This is a genomic window from Roseomonas sp. FDAARGOS_362, from assembly GCF_002754815.1.
In the GTDB taxonomy this organism is placed as follows: Bacteria; Pseudomonadota; Alphaproteobacteria; order Acetobacterales; family Acetobacteraceae; genus Roseomonas; species Roseomonas mucosa.
Window position 1 is genome coordinate 2,898,675 of sequence record NZ_CP024588.1, and the last position, 15,791, is coordinate 2,914,465.

Annotated in this window: 14 protein-coding genes; 7 read left to right on the forward strand and 7 right to left on the reverse strand. The window is 70.8% G+C overall.

Going from position 1 to position 15,791, the window contains the following annotated elements; all coding sequences use genetic code 11:
- Positions 1-208 precede the first annotated feature (208 nt).
- Positions 209-1,417, reverse strand: a complete 1,209-nt coding sequence (gene hemW, locus CTJ15_RS17885; RefSeq protein ID WP_338129621.1) for a radical SAM family heme chaperone HemW — start codon at positions 1,415-1,417, stop codon at positions 209-211.
- A 114-nt stretch (positions 1,418-1,531) separates the two neighbouring features.
- Here hemW and CTJ15_RS17890 point away from each other — a divergent pair, with 114 nt between their 5' ends.
- Together CTJ15_RS17890 and CTJ15_RS17895 are read left to right on the forward strand one after the other, a co-directional pair.
- Entirely contained in the window at positions 1,532-2,044 is a 513-nt protein-coding gene (locus CTJ15_RS17890; RefSeq protein WP_058389797.1) for a YbaK/EbsC family protein, read from the forward strand.
- Positions 2,045-2,359: 315 nt separating this feature from the next.
- Positions 2,360-2,944 carry a septal ring lytic transglycosylase RlpA family protein gene (locus CTJ15_RS17895; protein ID WP_019463405.1) on the forward strand — a complete coding sequence of 195 codons (585 nt, stop codon included), beginning with the start codon at positions 2,360-2,362 and terminating at the stop codon, positions 2,942-2,944.
- Positions 2,945-3,033: 89 nt separating this feature from the next.
- On the opposite strand, the gene CTJ15_RS17900 is transcribed toward CTJ15_RS17895, so the two are convergent.
- Positions 3,034-3,591 carry a TetR/AcrR family transcriptional regulator gene (locus CTJ15_RS17900; RefSeq protein ID WP_051544276.1) on the reverse strand — a complete coding sequence of 186 codons (558 nt, stop codon included), beginning with the start codon at positions 3,589-3,591 and terminating at the stop codon, positions 3,034-3,036.
- A 105-nt stretch (positions 3,592-3,696) separates the two neighbouring features.
- On the reverse strand, positions 3,697-4,419 hold the full coding sequence (gene phbB, locus CTJ15_RS17905; RefSeq protein ID WP_099781787.1) for an acetoacetyl-CoA reductase: 723 nt from the start codon (positions 4,417-4,419) through the stop codon (positions 3,697-3,699).
- Positions 4,420-4,637: 218 nt separating this feature from the next.
- Here phbB and CTJ15_RS17910 point away from each other — a divergent pair, with 218 nt between their 5' ends.
- The 5 genes from CTJ15_RS17910 (at position 4,638) to fabI (ending at position 10,879) form a co-directional block, all read left to right on the forward strand.
- Positions 4,638-5,009 (forward strand): hypothetical protein, encoded by a 372-nt coding sequence (locus tag CTJ15_RS17910; RefSeq protein WP_019463109.1) that lies wholly within the window; start codon positions 4,638-4,640, stop codon positions 5,007-5,009.
- 108 nt (positions 5,010-5,117) lie between these two features.
- Complete coding sequence (locus tag CTJ15_RS17915; protein WP_226945979.1) at positions 5,118-7,496, forward strand: DUF3141 domain-containing protein; 2,379 nt, start codon at positions 5,118-5,120, stop codon at positions 7,494-7,496.
- A 4-nt stretch (positions 7,497-7,500) separates the two neighbouring features.
- Positions 7,501-8,904 carry a bifunctional enoyl-CoA hydratase/phosphate acetyltransferase gene (locus CTJ15_RS17920; RefSeq protein ID WP_099781788.1) on the forward strand — a complete coding sequence of 468 codons (1,404 nt, stop codon included), beginning with the start codon at positions 7,501-7,503 and terminating at the stop codon, positions 8,902-8,904.
- Positions 8,901-10,103: an acetate/propionate family kinase gene (locus CTJ15_RS17925; RefSeq protein WP_099781789.1), complete on the forward strand. Its 1,203-nt coding sequence runs from the start codon at positions 8,901-8,903 to the stop codon at positions 10,101-10,103. The genes CTJ15_RS17920 and CTJ15_RS17925 overlap by 4 nt, the downstream gene beginning before the upstream one ends.
- Complete coding sequence (gene fabI, locus CTJ15_RS17930) at positions 10,100-10,879, forward strand: enoyl-ACP reductase FabI (protein ID WP_019463105.1); 780 nt, start codon at positions 10,100-10,102, stop codon at positions 10,877-10,879. Before CTJ15_RS17925 ends, fabI begins: the two co-directional genes overlap by 4 nt.
- A gap of 10 nt (positions 10,880-10,889) precedes the next feature.
- Here fabI and CTJ15_RS17935 read toward each other — a convergent pair whose 3' ends face one another.
- The 4 genes from CTJ15_RS17935 to CTJ15_RS17950 form a co-directional block, all read right to left on the reverse strand.
- Positions 10,890-11,627: an ABC transporter ATP-binding protein gene (locus CTJ15_RS17935; protein WP_019463104.1), complete on the reverse strand. Its 738-nt coding sequence runs from the start codon at positions 11,625-11,627 to the stop codon at positions 10,890-10,892.
- A complete protein-coding gene (locus CTJ15_RS17940) occupies positions 11,624-13,405 on the reverse strand; it encodes an ATP-binding cassette domain-containing protein (protein ID WP_099781790.1) in 1,782 nt (593 codons plus the stop codon). Before CTJ15_RS17940 ends, CTJ15_RS17935 begins: the two co-directional genes overlap by 4 nt.
- 2 nt (positions 13,406-13,407) lie before the next feature.
- Positions 13,408-14,445 carry a branched-chain amino acid ABC transporter permease gene (locus CTJ15_RS17945; protein WP_075823088.1) on the reverse strand — a complete coding sequence of 346 codons (1,038 nt, stop codon included), beginning with the start codon at positions 14,443-14,445 and terminating at the stop codon, positions 13,408-13,410.
- 83 nt (positions 14,446-14,528) lie between these two features.
- Positions 14,529-15,692, reverse strand: a complete 1,164-nt coding sequence (locus tag CTJ15_RS17950; RefSeq protein ID WP_019463101.1) for an ABC transporter substrate-binding protein — start codon at positions 15,690-15,692, stop codon at positions 14,529-14,531.
- Between the last annotated feature and the right edge of the window lie 99 nt (positions 15,693-15,791).

Genomic DNA, 15,791 nt, shown 5'->3' on the forward strand with positions numbered 1-15,791 from the left:
CGGGAAAAAGAAAGACACCTTGTCCGCGCTGGTGGCACCGGCCGTCGCCGGAGAGCATGGCTCTCTGGCATGATCCGGCGTCAGCGGGAGCCAACGCATCGGGTCCAGGGCCCGCAGGGTCCTGGCGGATGGGGGGTACGGGGGCGAAGGCGGAGCCTTCCCCCCGGACCAAGGGGCGCAAGGCCGGTCTCGGCCGCGAGAAAGCGCCTCAGCGCAGCAGGGCGGGCAGCATCGCGTCCAGGCGCAGGCGGCCCTCGGTGGTGGCGACCAGCCGCCCCTCGGGCGACCAGCGGAGGTAGTCCTCCTCCAGGCAGGCTTGCAGCACCGCCGGCTCCACCAGATCGGCCAAGGGCCGGCCGCTGCGGCGCTCGACACGGGCGGGGTCGATGCCCTCGGCGAGGCGCAGCCCCATCAGCAGCGCCTCGCGCCCGCGCTCTTCCGGCGCCAGGGCCATTTCCTCCACCCGGGCATGGCCCTCGCGCTCGACCAGGGAGAGCCAGGATTCCGGCGCGCGGTGGCGGCGGGCGGCGAGGAGCGCGCCACCGAGTTCCAGCCGCTGATGCGCCCCGGCACCGATGCCGAGATAGTCGCCATAGCGCCAGTAGGCGAGGTTGTGCCGGCTCTCCGCGCCCGGCCTGGCATAGTTCGAGACCTCGTAGGGCAGCAGGCCGAAGCGCGCGGCCTCCTCCGCCGTGGCGGTGTACATCGCCGCCGCATCGTCATCCGCCGGCAGGGCGAAGGCGCCGCGGGCATGTTCCGTGGCGAAGCGCGTGCCGGGCTCGATGGTGAGCTGGTAGAGCGAGAGATGGTCGGCGGCCAGCGCCAGGGCGCGGCGCAGCTCGGCACGCCAGGAATCCTCGGACTGGCCGGGACGGGCGTAGATCAGGTCGAAGCTCAGGCGCGGAAAGGTGGCGCGGGCCTGTTCCAGCGCCGCCACCGCCTCGCCGGCCGAATGCTGGCGGCCCAGGAAGCGGAGGGATTCCTCCTCCAGCGACTGCACGCCGAGGGAGAGGCGGTTCACCCCGGCCTCGCGGAAGGCGCGGAGCTTGGCGGCCTCCACCGAGGTCGGGTTGGCCTCCAGCGTCACCTCCAGATCCGGCGGCGCGTCGAAGAGGCGGCGGGCATCCTCCAGGATTCCCGCCACCAGCTCGGGCGGCATCAGCGAGGGCGTGCCGCCGCCGAAGAAGACCGAGAGCAGCCGCCTCCGCCCGCTGCGCGCGGCCTCGGCCGACAGTTCCGCCCGCAGGGCGCGGCCGAAGCGCGCCGCGTCCACCCGGTCCCGCACATGGGAGTTGAAGTCGCAGTAGGGGCACTTGGCCAGGCAGAAGGGCCAGTGAACATAGAGGGCCAGCGGCTCGGCAGCCGGGGCGATGCCGGGCAGGGGGGCGGGACGGTCGGGGGCGAGGGTCTCGGGCAAGCGGGGCGGGTCCGGAAGTCAGGCAGTCGGCGAGGGCGGGGGTGTCCCGCACCGGCGCAAGATGGTCTATCCAGCCCGGCACTGCGACAGGCGATGACGGGAAAGATGGCAGGCATGAGCCAGCGGGACAGCCGGGACGGGCAGGCGGAAGCGGGCGGCTCGGTGGAGCGGGTGCGGCAGGCGTTGCTCGCCGCCGGGCATCCGGACACCATCCGCGGCTTTCCCGAGGGCACGCGCAGCGCCGCCGAGGCTGCCGCGGCGGTGGGCTGCGACGTGGCGCAGATCGCCAAGTCCATCGTCTTCCGCGCCGGGGACCGGCCGGTTCTGGTGATCGCCTCCGGCGCCAACCGGGTCGATCCGGCGAAGGTCGAGGCCGCGACCGGGCTGCGCGTCGAGCCGGCCAAGGGGCGCTGGGTGCGGGAGGTGACGGGCTTCGCCATCGGCGGCGTTTCCCCGGTCGGCCATCTGACCCCGCCGCTGGTGCTGCTGGACGAGGACCTGTTCCGCCTGCCGCGCCTCTGGGCCGCCGCCGGCAGCCCCAGCCATGTCTTCGAGACCGAGGCCGGGGCGCTGCTGCGGCTGAGCGGTGGGCAACGGGCCGCGATCCGGGAGGAGACGCCCGCCTGACCGGCGGCTCCGCGTCTGGCCCGGTGGTGGCGGAAGGCGCGGAACGCTTGTCCGATTCCCCGGGGCCAGAGGCGCGCCGGCCTTCCCGGCCACAGGCCGGACCGTGGGCCGACTCGGCCCGTGCATCACGGCGCCGCACGTGGCCATCCCCGCTGCGCGGACCTGCCCCCCGGATTGTGCCGTCGCCATGGCCAAAGCGTTGCGGGGGCGCCACTATCACTGCGCTCCCAAAGGCTTGAAGCGGAAACTTCGCGCAACGAATCACCCGATTGGCCGCGCCATCCGCTATAATCGGTGAGTTGGAGGTCGAACCCCATGCTGGCGACGTGGAATCGGGCGTTTCTGGGTCTGTGTCTCGGAACGCTGGCGCTCGGGACCGCGGTCCTGACGGACGCGCCCGGGGTTTTCGCGGCCTCGCCCGCCGCCCTGGCGGGCAGCGACGGCTCGGTGGTGGAGCTCACGCGTCCCGGCATCCGCCCCCCCATGGGCAACCCGGGCGAGGACCGTACCGGCGAGCTGCGGCAGGGCACCGCCGGCCTGATCACCTTCCGCATCGCCGGGGAGCCGATGGCCAACGGCATGCCCTACGACCCCTCGGACTACATCGCCGCCAGCAGCGTCCTGCCCCTCGGCTCCACGCTGCGGGTCAAGAACCTGGAGAATGGCCGCATCACCATGGTGCAGGTGCGCGACGTGACGCCGCAGGGCAGCGACCGGCTGATCGACCTCAGCAACCAGGGTGCCCGCGCCATCGGCCTCACCACCGCCGGAGCGGCTGTCCAGATCGCGCCGCTCGCCGTGCCGCAGGCCGATGGCAGCATCCGCCTGGGCGCCGGCACGGGCCTCGCCGGCCAGCGGGCGGCGCCGGCTCTCAGCGACAGGCCGCGCGAGCCCGGCTGATCGGACAGCCGCGGGCTGGCGGGGATCGCCGCCGGGCCCGCGGGCCGCACCATGGGGGTTGGCCCTGCCCGGGCCCGTCATGCGGTCGTTCAGCCCCGCTCCCCGGTCTTTTCCAGCTGCCGGAACAGGCGGTCGACGCCCTCGTCATCCAGGGGATTGATCCCCAGCAGGCTGCAGAACAGGATTCCCTTTCCGGCGAACCACTTCATCATCGCCTCGTCGGGGTCTTCCGCCTCGGATCGCAGCAGCGCTGTCCGGCATTTCGCGTGTTCCCGCACGGGTGCGAGAAGATGCTGGTCCTCGGCCATCGCGCCGAAGACCGCCAGGGCGATCGAGTGGGGCATCGTCGTCGCCTCGCGGTCGCCGGCGATTTCGGCGCTGAGCTCGGGCTGGGGAAGGCCGTCGCCATTCTCCAGGAGGTAGTCCTTCTGGAACGTCTCGATATAGGTGATGTGGTGCTCCAGCAGGGCCTTGATGATCGCTTCCTTTGTCCTGAACTGGTGCATGAGCCCACCCTTGCTGATCCCGGCCTCCCGCGCCACGGCATCGAGCGTCAGTTGCCCGGCGCCGTTGCGCGCCAGGACATGAAGGGCTGCCTCGATGATAGCGACCCTGGAACGATGTGAACGCGTGCGGTTGTCGATCAACCCAGCCTCCTGATTCCACTTCACCTGCCGGATTCCGGATCCTGGCATCCGGAGGAAGGAAGAGTCCCCTCGGCCGCACCGCCGGGCCTGTGTCCCCTGAGCGGTTCAGTACATATGCTGTCCACCGTTGATGGATATGGTCGAGCCTGTGATGAACTCGGCATCGTCGGCGGTGAGGAAGCAGACGCCGCGCGCGATGTCGTCGGCCCGGCCCAGCCGGCCGACGGGGATGCGGGCGATGATCTTCTCCAGCACGTCGGGCGGCACCGCGCGCACCATCTCGGTGTCCACATAGCCCGGCGCGATCGCGTTCACCGTGATGTTGAACCGCGCCCCTTCCTGCGCCAGCGCCTTGGTGAAGCCGTGGATGCCCGACTTGGCGGCGGCGTAGTTCACCTGCCCGTACTGGCCCGCCTGGCCGTTGATCGAGCCGATGTTGACGATGCGGCCGAACTTCCGGCCCGACATGTCCTCCCAGACCAGCTTGCACAGGTTGAAGCAGGAGCCGAGGTTCGTGTCGATCACCTCGTCCCACATCCTGCGGTCCATGCGCTTCATGGTGCCGTCGCGCGTGATGCCGGCGTTGTTCACCAGGATCTCGATCGGGCCGTACTTCTCCCGGATCCCGGCCACCGCGGCCTTGCACTGCTCGAAATCGCCGACATCGAAGCGGATGCAGGGAATGCCCGTGCGCTCCGTGAAGGCCTTCGCAGCCTCCTCGTTGCCCGCATAGGAGGCCACCACCGTGCGGCCATGGTCCTTCAGTCTCTCGCTGATGGTTGCCCCGATGCCGCGCTGACCACCGGTGACAAGTGCGACGCGTGCCATGCTCTGGCGCTCCTCACTTTCCTCAAGCCCGGGCGCATATCACGGGCCCGGCGGCTTTACAAACCGACCAGACGGTTTGTATGGATGCTCCCGCAGCCGCACAGGTCCGCCTGGAAGCGGATTCACGTGGTTAGCCACCGGCGATCCCCCCCCGGCACGCTCCGTCGGAGATGTTCCCTGGCCCGTGGAGCGTGACCACAGCTTGAAGGAAATCTGAAATGTCCTCGTCTTCTTTCACGGATACCCTGCCGACACCGGGCATGTTTCACGAACTGTTGACACCCGGCTGCAAGGTCATGCTCCAGGCAGCACAGGAAGGGAACCGGGCCATCCATGACGCGATCCGCTGTGAGATGAGGATCGCCATGGACGCGCAGCAGCAGGTCGGCACGGCATTGCAGAAGCTGCATACGAGCCCGGAGGCTGGCCAGCTTCCTCAGATACAGTCCAACATCACGCTGGCGATCCTTCACAGCCTGGAGCTTCGCGCCCGGAACATGCTGGACCTGGCCGAGCGGCTGCAGAACACGGGTATTCGGATGTTGACCATGACCACGGCAGGGGCCTCAGTGCAGCCCACGGAACAGTAGGGCGGAAATCGCCAGGGCCCACTCTCCGGCAGACGGATGTCTCTTCTTGGCCGGAGGGCAGGCTTTTCACGGTGCAGCGTTACCGCAAGCGAGAGAGAAGGGCCCCTCATGATGCGTACCGATCAATCCCCAACGGGTCTGGACCTTCTTCCGGCGCCTTATTCGCTCGCCGTCGACTACGCGGTGGATGCCTGGCAACGCGGCGTGCTGTTCCTGGACGTGCTGCGCCAACGCGGCAACCAGTACCATGAGCACATGGCCCAGCAGGCGCCCAATGTGCTCCGCTACGAGACCGAGCTGTTGCTGGACGGGCACAAGCTGGAACGCCCGGTGAATTACGGTCTGACGCGCGTCCTGCCGCCGGAAGGCGTCGAGATCGACCCGCTGAAGCGCCCCTTCATCGTCTTCGACCCGCGCGCCGGCAACGGGCCCGGCATTGGCGGCTTCAAGGCGGACAGCGAACTCGGCGTGGCGATGCGCGCGGGCCACCCCTGCTACTTCGTCGGCTTCCTGCCCTGGCCGCTGCCGGGCCAGACGATCGAGGACGTGGTCGTCGCCGGGACGCTCTTCGTGGAGCGGGTGGGCGAGATGCATAGCGAGAGCGACGGCAAGCCGGTGGTGATCGGCAACTGCCAGGCGGGCTGGCAGGTGATGATGGCGGCGGCGATGCGGCCCGAGCTGTTCGGCCCGATCATCATCGCCGGCACGCCGCTCTCCTACTGGGCCGGCACGCAGGGCGGCAGCCCGATGCGCTATCTGGGCGGGCTGCTGGGCGGCACCTGGATGACGGCGCTGGCGGGCGACCTCGGCAACGGCATCTTCGACGGCGCCTATCTGGTGCAGAACTTCGAGGCGCTGAACCCCGCCAACACGCTCTGGACCAAGCAGTACCACGTCTACGCCAACATCGACACGGAGCCGGCGCGCTACCTGGAGTTCGAGCGCTGGTGGGGCAGCCACGTGATGATGAACGCGGGCGAGATGCAGACGATCGTCGACGATCTCTTCGTCGGCAACAAGCTTTCCACGGCCGAGATCACCACCGGCGACGGCACGGTGCTCGACCTGCGCAACATCCGCTCGCCGGTCATCGTCTTCTGCTCCAAGGGCGACAACATCACCCCGCCGCAGCAGGCGCTGGGCTGGATCACCGATCTCTATGGCAGCCTGGAGGAGATCCGCGCCAACGGTCAGACCATCGTCTATGCCGTGCACGAGAGCATCGGGCATCTGGGGATCTTCGTGTCCGGCTCGGTGGCGCGCAAGGAGCACCAGCAGTTCGCCACCAATATCGACCTGATCGACGTGCTGCCGCCCGGGCTCTACGAGGCCGAGCTGGAGCAGCGGCTGCCGGAGGAGCCGGGGGCGGAGCTGGTGCGGACGGACTACATCTCGCGCTTCGCCGGCCGCGACCTGGACGACATCCGCGCGATCGTCGGCGGCGGCGAGGAGGAGGACCGGCGCTTCGCCGCGGTGGATCAGCTCTCACGCGTCAATCTCGGCCTGTACCGGACCTATGTGCAGCCCGCCATGCGGGCCGCGAGCAACGAGGCCACGGCGGACTGGCTGCGCCGGATGCACCCGCTGCGCCTCGGCTACGAGATGTTCTCCGACCACAATCCCTTCCTGCGAATGCTGGAGCCGCTGGCGGAGCAGGTGCGGGAGAACCGCCGGCCCGCCACGCCGGACAATCCCTTCCTGGCGATGCAGCAGCGCTTCTCCGACGAGGTCGTGCGCTCGCTCGACCTGTACCGGGAGATGCGCGACACGGCCTGCGAGCGCTTCTTCGAGGGCTTCTACGGCTCCGCTGCCGTGCAGGCGGCGCTGGGCATGCGCGCCGACAACCGCCCGCCGCGCCGCCGGCCGGGGCTGGAGCCGGAACGCCGGCAACTGGTGCGCCAGCGCGCGGCGGCGCTGCACGATCGCATCGCCGAGGGCGGACTGCCGGAGGCGCTGATCCGCTCCATGCTCTATGTCGGCCTGGCGGAGCGCGCCGCCGACCAGCGCAGCTTCGAGCTGCTGCGGCAGATGCGGCGGGAGAACGGTTCCGGCATGGACCTGCCGACCTTCAAGGCCGTGGTGCGGATGCAGTTCTTCATGCTGCTGCTGGACCCCGAGGAGGCGCTGGCCGCCCTGCCGCGCATGCTTTCCGGCACGCCCGGCGACGTGGTGGAGCAGGCGATGGAGAAGCTGCGCGCGGTGCTGACCGCGGGCGAGCCGCTGTCCAGCCGCGCGGCGGGGCGGCTGGAAACGATCGAGCGGATCTTCCGCACGGCGGCGGGGGAGGGGCGCCATGCCCTGCCCTCGCCCGACGAGACCGCGCGGGCGATCGAGGACAGCACCGGGATCGCGGAGCAGGCACCCGACAAGGACACCGTCGCGGCCTCCCCGGAAAAGGAGCGCCCGGCGGAAAGGCGCCCGGAGGGACATCCGGAGGGGCACAGGGAAGCGGCCTCCGCGCGGCGGCGGCGCCCCAGAGGGGATTGAGCCCGTGACCGTGGAATCCGCGGCCGGGGGCGGCCCGATCCAGAACCGGCTCTTCGACGAGATCGTCGTCGGCGACAGCGCCAGCCTGACGCGCACGGTCTCGCCGGAGGTGGTCGCGCTCTATGCCGCGGCCTCCGGCGCGCCGAGGCAGGGGGGCAAGCCGGTGGCGCACGGCATGCTGGCCGGGGCGCTGATCGCCAACCTGCTGGGCAACGAGCTGCCCGGCGCGGGCACCGTCTATCTCGGCCAGGAGATGCGCTTCGGCGCGCCGGTCCTGGCCGGCGACACGCTGGTGCTGCGGGTGACGGTGAAGGACAAGCAGCCCGCCCATCGGCTGGTGCTGCTCGACTGCGACTGCCGGCGCGGCGATGGCGAGGTGGTGCTGACCGGCACGGCCACCGTTTCCGCCCCCGCCGAGCGCGCCAGCAGCCCGGGCATGAGCGAGACGCCGGCGCTGATCCTGAAGCGCGCGCGGCACTACGAGGCGCTGATCCGCCGCGTCGCCGGCCATGGCACGCCGATCCCCTGCGCCGTGGCCCATCCTTGCGAGCATACGGCACTCGAGGGGCCGCTGGATGCGGGGCGGGAGGGCATCATCCGCCCGATCCTGGTCGGACCGGTGGCGAAGATCCGCGCCGTGGCGGAGGAGGCGGGGCTCGACCTCGGCGGCGTGGAGATCCAGGACGCGCCCCACAGCCATGCCGCCGCCGCCCAGGCCGTGGCGCTGGTGCGCGGCGGGCAGGCGGCGCTGCTGATGAAGGGCAGCCTGCATACGGACGAGCTGCTGCACGCCGTGCTGGACAAGGAGGCCGGGCTGCGCACCGCCCGCCGGCTCAGCCATGTCTTCATCATGGACGTGCCGACCTATCCGGAGCCGCTCTTCATCACCGATGCCGCGATCAACATCGTGCCGGACCTGAAGACCAAGGCCGACATCGTGCAGAACGTCGCCGACCTGCATCGCGGCCTGGGCCTCGGCGCGCCGCGCGTGGCCATCCTCTCGGCGGTGGAAACGGTGAACCCGGCCATCCCCGGCACGCTGGACGCGGCGGCGCTGTGCAAGATGGCCGATCGCGGCCAGATCACCGGCGCGCTGCTGGACGGGCCGCTGGCCATGGACAATGCCATCAGCATGGAGGCCGCGCGCATCAAGGGCATCCGGTCCGAGGTCGCGGGCCGTGCCCAGGTGCTGGTGGTGCCGGACCTGGAGGCGGGCAACATGCTGGCCAAGAACCTGACCTTCCTGGCCGGGGCGGAGGCCGCGGGCATCGTGCTCGGCGCCCGCGTGCCCATCATCCTGACCAGCCGGGCCGACAGCGTGCGGGCGCGGCTGGCCTCCTGCGCCGTGGCGGCGCTCTATGCCCAGGCCCTGGCCAAGAAGCCCGCCGCGACCGGAGCCCCCGCATGAGCGAGACCGTCCTTGTCCTGAACGCCGGCAGTTCCTCGATCAAGTTCCAGCTCTACGAGATCGGCGAGAGCGAGAGCCTGCGGCGCCGCTTCAAGGGGCAGATGGGCGGCATCGGCAGCGCGGCGCCGCGCCTCCACGCCGTGGACGCGGAAGACCGCGTGCTGGTGGACGAGGCGATGGAGGCCGAGGCCGCCGACACGATGGAGGAAGGCCAAGCGGCGCTGGGCGGCTGGCTGATGGCGCATCTGGGCACCCCGCCCGTCGCCGTCGGGCATCGCGTGGTGCATGGCGGCCCGGATTTCGCCGCGCCCGTGCTGGTGGACGACGCGGTGCTGGCGGCGCTGGAGGCGCTGGTGCCGCTGGCGCCGCTGCACCAGCCCTTCAACCTCGCGCCGATCCGCTCCATCCGCGCGCGGCGGCCGGACCTGCCGCAGGTCGCCTGTTTCGACACCGCCTTCCACCGTGGCCATCCGGAGGTGGCGGAACGCTTCGCCATTCCGGAATCCCTCTACCGGCAGGGTGTGCGGCGCTACGGCTTCCACGGCCTGTCCTACGAATACATCGCCAGGCGCCTGCCGGAGGTGGCGCCGGAGATCGCGCAGGGCCGCGTCGTGGTGGCGCATCTGGGCAACGGCGCTTCCGCCTGCGCCATCGCGGACGGGCGCAGCATGGACAGCACCATGGGCTTCACCGCGCTGGACGGCCTGCCCATGGGCACGCGCCCCGGCAACCTCGATGCCGGGGTCGTCGTCCACCTCGCCTCCCAGGGCATGGATGCGGCGGCGTTGCAGGACTTCCTCTACCATGACTGCGGGCTGAAGGGCCTGTCCGGCTTCAGCAGCGACATGCGGGAGCTGCTGGCGAGCGACGTGCCCTCCGCCCGGCTGGCCATCGACTATTTCTGCTACCACACCGCCAAGGCGATTGCCGCGCTGGCCACCGCCATGGGGGGGATCGACGGCATCGTCTTCACCGCCGGCGTGGGCGAGAACGCGGCCCCGGTGCGCGAGGCGATCCTGCACCACTGCGCCTGGATGGGGGTGGAACCCGACCCCGTCCGCAACGCCGCGCATGGCCCGCTGATCTCCACCGGGGACAGCTGGCTGCGCGCCTATGTCATCCCGACCAACGAGGAACGCATGATCGCCCGCCACACGCTGGACGTGCTGCGGGGCCGCGCCGGGGGAACAGCGGCATGATCCCGCGCGAACGCGTCACGCTGGAAGGCCGGCGCGGCCTCGTCACCGGCATCGCCAATGACAGTTCCATCGCCTGGGGCTGCGCCCGCGCCTTCCGTGGCCTGGGCGCGGAGCTCGCCGTCACCTATCTGAACGACAAGGCGAGGCCGCATGTGGAGCCGCTGGCGCGGGAGCTGGAGGCGCCCATCCTCATGCCGCTGGACCTGGAGCAGCCGGGCCAGCTCGAAGCCGTTTTCGAGCGCATCGGGCGGGACTGGGGGCAGCTCGACTTCCTGCTGCATTCCATCGCCTTCGCCCCCCGCGAGGATCTGCACGGGCGCGTGGTGGACTGCTCGCGCGACGGCTTCCTGCGCGCCATGGACATCTCCTGCTGGTCCTTTCTGCGCATGGCAAAGCTCGCCGAGCCGCTGATGATGCGCGGCGGCGCGCTCTTCTGCATGAGCTACTACGGCTCCCAGCGCGTGGTGGAGCACTACAACATGATGGGGCCGGTGAAGGCCGCGCTGGAAAGCGCCACGCGCTACCTCGCCGCCGAACTCGGGCCCCAGGGTATCCGCGTCCACGCCATCTCGCCCGGCCCGCTCAAGACCCGCGCCGCTTCCGGCATCAACGACTTCGACGAGATGCTGGAACGCGCCCAGAGCACCGCCCCCGCCCGCAGCCTCGTCTCCATCGAGGATGTTGGCCTCGCCACCGCCTATCTCGCCACCGATGCCGCGAAGCTCGTCACCGGGCAGACGCTCTACATCGACGGCGGCTACAACATCATGGGCTGAGGGGCGCCGATCACGCCGCCGCGGCGGCGGAGGCCGAGCGGATGCCGAGATAGGCCTCGACGATGCGCCGGTCGGCCTGGAGCGCGCCCGGGTCGCCTTCCAGCACGACGGAGCCGTTTTCCAGCACGTAGCCGTAATCGGCGATGCGCAGCGCGGCGCGGGCATTCTGTTCCACCAGCAGGATGGAGACGCCGTTGCCGCGCAGGTCGGCGACGCTCTGCAGGATCTCCCGCACCACCAGGGGGGCGAGGCCGAGGCTGGGCTCGTCGAGCATCAGCAGGCGCGGCTCGCCCATCAGGGCGCGGCCCATGGCCAGCATCTGGCGCTCGCCGCCGGACAGCGTGCCGGCCTCCTGCCGCCGCCGCTCCTTCAGGCGCGGGAAGAGGCGGAAGACCTCCTCCAGCATGGGCTCGGCGCTGCCGGAACGGCGCAGGCGGAAGCGGCCGAGGCGGAGGTTGTCCTCCACCGTCATGCTGGTGAAGAGCTCGCGCTTCTCCGGCACGAGGCTGATGCCGTCGCGCACGCGTTCCTCGATGCCCTGCCGGGCGAGGCTGTGCCCGGCGAAGGCGACCTCGCCGCGCGACGGCAGCACGCCCATGATGGCGTTCAGCAGCGTGCTCTTGCCCGCGCCGTTCGGGCCCAGGATGGTGACGATGCTGGCCTGCGGCACGGCCAGCGACACGCCGGACACGGCGGGCACGCTGTCATAGGCGACGTGCAGGTCGCGCACCGCGAGAATGGGCGTCATGCCGCGCTGCCCAGATAGGCGTCGATCACCGCCGGGTTGTCCTGGATCTCCCGGGGGCGTCCCTGCGCCAGCTCGGCGCCGAAGCTCATCACCACCAGCCGGTCGGTGAGGTTCATCACGAAATCCATGTCGTGCTCCACCAGCAGGATGGTCATGCCCTCGTCGCGCAGCCCGTCCAGCAGCTGTGCCAGCGCCTCCTTCTCCATGTGGCGCAGCCCGGCGGCGGGTTCGTCGAGGAGGAGGACCACGGGATCGAGGCAGAGCGCGCGGGCGATCTCCACCAGCCGCTGCTGGCCGAGGGAAAGCTCGCTCGCCACCAGGTGCGCGACGGCGCCGAGGCCGACACGCTCGATCTGCCGCCGCGCCTCGGCGAAGATCCGCGCCTCCTCCGCCCCGTCCAGCGCCAGCGCGCCGCGCAGCGCCCCGGCGGCGCCGCGCAGGTGGACGCCGAGCGCCACGTTGTCCAGCACGGTCATGCCGTGCACCAGCTTCACGTGCTGGAAGGTGCGGGCGATGCCGAGCCGCGCGACGCCGCGCGCCGGCAGGCCGCCGATCTCGCGGCCCAGGAAGGCGACGCGGCCGCCCGTCGCGGCCAGCACGCCGGTCAGCAGGTTGAAGGTGGTGCTCTTGCCGGCGCCGTTCGGGCCGATCAGCCCGGTGATCTCCCCGGCGCGCAGGGCGAAGCCGACATCGTTCACCGCCACCAGCCCGCCGAAGACCTTGCGCAGCCCCTCGGCGCGCAGCACCTCCTCGCCCTGGCGCGGCTGCTGCCGCACCGGCAGGGGTCCGGCCTCCGTGGGAAGCGGGACAGGGGCGGGGGCCCGGCGCGCGGCGAGGCGGAAGAGGCGCGCGAAGCGGGGCCAGAGACCGTCCGGCGCGAATTGCAGCAGCAGGATCAGCAGCGCGCCGAAGACGATGGTCTCGAAATTCCCCTGGGCGCCGATGAGCGCGGGCAGCAGCGTCTGCAACTGGTCGCGCAGCAGGGTGACGATGGCGGCGCCCAGCACCGCGCCGCCGATATGCTGCACCCCACCCGTCACGGCCATCAGCAGGTAGTCGATGCTGGTGTTCAGGCCGAAGGGGGAGGGGTTCACCGTGCGCTGGAAATGCGCGTAGAGCCAGCCCGCGAGACCCGCCAGCAGCCCGGCATAGACGAAGGCCAGGATGCGCGCGTTCAGCGTGTTCACGCCGCAGGATTCCGCCGCCATGGCGCCGCCGCGCAGCGCCCGGATGGTGCGCCCGGCGCGGGAGCGCAGCAGGTTGCGGGTCAGCAGCATGGCCGCCGCCAGGAAGAGCAGCACCAGCAGCGCGAAATGCCGCGCCTCGATCAGCGGGACGCCGAACAGGGAGACCGGCGGGATGCCGCTGATGCCGTCATAGCGGTGGAAGATGTCGAGATTGCCGATCAGGTAGAAGAAGGAGACGTTCCAGGCGATGGTCGCGACGGCGAGGTAATGGCCCCGCAGCCGCAGCGTGATCGCGCCGATCCCCCAGGCCAGCAGCCCGGCCGCCAGCACCGAGAGCGGCAGGGTGAGCCAGGGCGAGACGCCGTGTTCCGTGGTCAGGATCGCGGTGGTGTAGGCGCCGATGCCGACGAACATCGCCTGGCCGAAGGAGATCAGCCCGCCGATGCCGGACAGCACGACGAGGCCCAGCACGGTGAGCGAGGCGATGCCGATATAGCCTGCCAGCACCGCCCAGAAGCCCGGCAGGCCGGGCCAGAGCAGCAGCGCGGCGGCGAGCAGCAGGGCGGCGAGGGGAAGGAGGCGCGAGGCCATGCTCAGTGCTCCTCGTCCAGGCTCTGCGGCATGCGCCAGGAACGCCAGAGCAGCACGGGGATGATGATCATGAAGACCAGCACCTCCTTGAAGGCGCTGGCCTGGAAGCTGGCGAAGCTTTCCACCAGCCCGATCAGCAGCGCCCCCGCCGCGGCGAGGGGATAGCTGGCCAGCCCGCCGACGATGGCGGCGACGAAGCCCTTGAGCCCGATCAGGAAGCCGGTGTCGTAGTAGATCGTGGTGAGTGCCGAGACCAGGATGCCGCTCACCGTGCCGATCGCGGCGGCGAGGCCCAGGGCGGTGCGGCCGCAGAGATCGGGCGAGATCGCCACCAGCCGGGCGCCAAGCGGGTTCACCGCCGTGGCGCGCAGCGCCTTGCCCAGCAGGCTCTGCTCGAAGAACAGGAACAGCGCCGCGATCAGCAGCAGCGTCATCAGCACCACGGCGATGGACTGGCCGGAAACCAGGAGCGGCCCGATCTCGATCACCGCGTCGGACAGCGCCTCGGTGCGGAAGCCCTCGGCGCCGAAGAAGACCAGGCCGAGCCCGGTGAGCGCCAGGTGAAGGGCGACGGAAACGATCAGCAGCACCAGCACGCTGGCCTGGATCATCGGGCGATAGACGATGTCGTAGAGGAAGACGCCCATCGGCACGACGATCAGCAATGTCAGCGCCACCATCGCCAGCGGCGGCGCGCCCAGCGCGAGGGCGGCGCGCGCCAGCCCCCAGGCCAGCAGCGGCAGCAGTACGGGCATGGCGAGGCGCCGCGCCTGCTGCGCCGGGGGCAGGCCGCGCCCGGTCCAGAGCCGCAGCAGGGCGGTGGCGAGGCCCAGCAGCATCAGCAGCCAGACCGTGCCCGGCATCTGCCCGGCCTCCAGCACCGCGAGCGTCAGCGCCCCGAAGCTCACGAATTCCCCGATCGGCACGAAGACGATGCGCGTCACGGTGAAGACGATCACCAGGGAAAGGGCGATCAGCGCGTAGATGGCGCCGCTCACGACCCCGTCCTGCAGCAGCACCAGGAGGATGGAGAGATCCACGACCGTGTTCCGTCAGAGGGAGGACCGGCCCTTCCCCGCCCATTTGGGCCATGCCCGGCGGGGCAGGGAAGGGCCGCGTGCCGCTACTGCGGCAGGAGCTTCCAGGTGCCGTTCTGGATGGTGACCATCACGCGCGAGGGCTCGCCCTGGCCGACATGGTCGGTCGGCGACATGGTCGCGGTGCCGTTCACGTAGACGACGCCCTTCAGCCCCTCCAGCGCATCGCGCAGCGCGGCGCGGAACTCGGGCGTGCCGGGCTTCGCCTTGTCGGCGGCGACGGGGATGGCGTGGCTCAGCAGGATGCCGGCATCGTAGGCATGCGCGCCGAAGGTGGAGACGCTGCCCTTGCCGTTCTCCGCCTCGTAGGCGTCGCGGTACTTGCGCGCCGTTTCGCGCGAGGGATGGCTGTCGGGGAGCTGGTCCACCACCACCACCGGGCCGACGGGGAGGATCTCGCCCTCCACGTCCTTGCCGCCCACGCGCAGGAAGTCGGCATTGGCCACGCCATGCGTCTGGTACACCGCGCCGCGGAAGCCGCGCTCCTTCAGCCCGCGCGCCGGCAGCGCCGCCGGCGTGCCCGCGGCGATGATGAAGACGGCGTCCGGCTTCGCGGAGACCACCTTGAGCACCTGCCCGGTGACGCTGGTGTCGGAGCGGGCATAGCGTTCCTCCGCCACGACGCGGATCTTCCGCTCCTCCAGCAGGGGCTTCATCACGCCCATCCAGCCATCGCCGTAGGAATCGCTGAAGGCCACCACGCCCAGCGTCTTCACCCCCGCCTTGGCCATGTGGTCGGCCACGGCCTGGGCCATCAGCGCATCGTTCTGCGCGGTCTTGAAGACCCAGCGGCGCCGCTCATCCACCGGGGAGACGATGGCGGAGGAGCCGGCGAGCGAGATCATCGGCACCTTCTGCTCCGCCGCGACCTCGACCATGGCGATGGAGGCCGGGGTGACGCTGGAGCCCACCACCGCATCCACCCGGTTCTCGGCGATCAGCTTGCGCATGTTGGCGACCGCGCGGGTGGTGTCGGACCCGTCGTCGAGGATGATCCATTCCACCGGCTGGCCGCCGAACTCCTTGGGCAGCAGGCGCACTGACTTGCCCTCGGGGATGCCCAGCGAGGCACCCGGCCCTGTCTCCGACAGGGTGACGCCGATGCGGACGGGATCGGCCGCCGAGGCGGGCGAGGCGGCGGAAAGGGAAGCTCCGAGCACCAGCGCGAGGCCGGCGGCATATTTCCACATCGTTTACGCTCCCTGTGGCCGGGATTCTCTGGTCCCGTGCCTCGTCATTCCCGTCCCTACGCCGGACCCGGCCCTGACGGAAGCAGGCAGCGGCGGAAC

Coding starts and splice junctions, on each gene's coding strand:
- CTJ15_RS17890 (WP_058389797.1), top strand. CDS start 1,532: ATGAGCCAGCGGGACAGCCGGGACGGGCAGGCGGAAGCGGGCGGCTCG.
- CTJ15_RS17895 (WP_019463405.1), top strand. CDS start 2,360: ATGCTGGCGACGTGGAATCGGGCGTTTCTGGGTCTGTGTCTCGGAACG.
- phbB (WP_099781787.1), bottom strand. CDS start 4,419: ATGGCACGCGTCGCACTTGTCACCGGTGGTCAGCGCGGCATCGGGGCA.
- CTJ15_RS17910 (WP_019463109.1), top strand. CDS start 4,638: ATGTCCTCGTCTTCTTTCACGGATACCCTGCCGACACCGGGCATGTTT.
- CTJ15_RS17915 (WP_226945979.1), top strand. CDS start 5,118: ATGATGCGTACCGATCAATCCCCAACGGGTCTGGACCTTCTTCCGGCG.
- CTJ15_RS17925 (WP_099781789.1), top strand. CDS start 8,901: ATGAGCGAGACCGTCCTTGTCCTGAACGCCGGCAGTTCCTCGATCAAG.
- fabI (WP_019463105.1), top strand. CDS start 10,100: ATGATCCCGCGCGAACGCGTCACGCTGGAAGGCCGGCGCGGCCTCGTC.
- CTJ15_RS17935 (WP_019463104.1), bottom strand. CDS start 11,627: ATGACGCCCATTCTCGCGGTGCGCGACCTGCACGTCGCCTATGACAGC.
- CTJ15_RS17940 (WP_099781790.1), bottom strand. CDS start 13,405: ATGGCCTCGCGCCTCCTTCCCCTCGCCGCCCTGCTGCTCGCCGCCGCG.
- CTJ15_RS17950 (WP_019463101.1), bottom strand. CDS start 15,692: ATGTGGAAATATGCCGCCGGCCTCGCGCTGGTGCTCGGAGCTTCCCTT.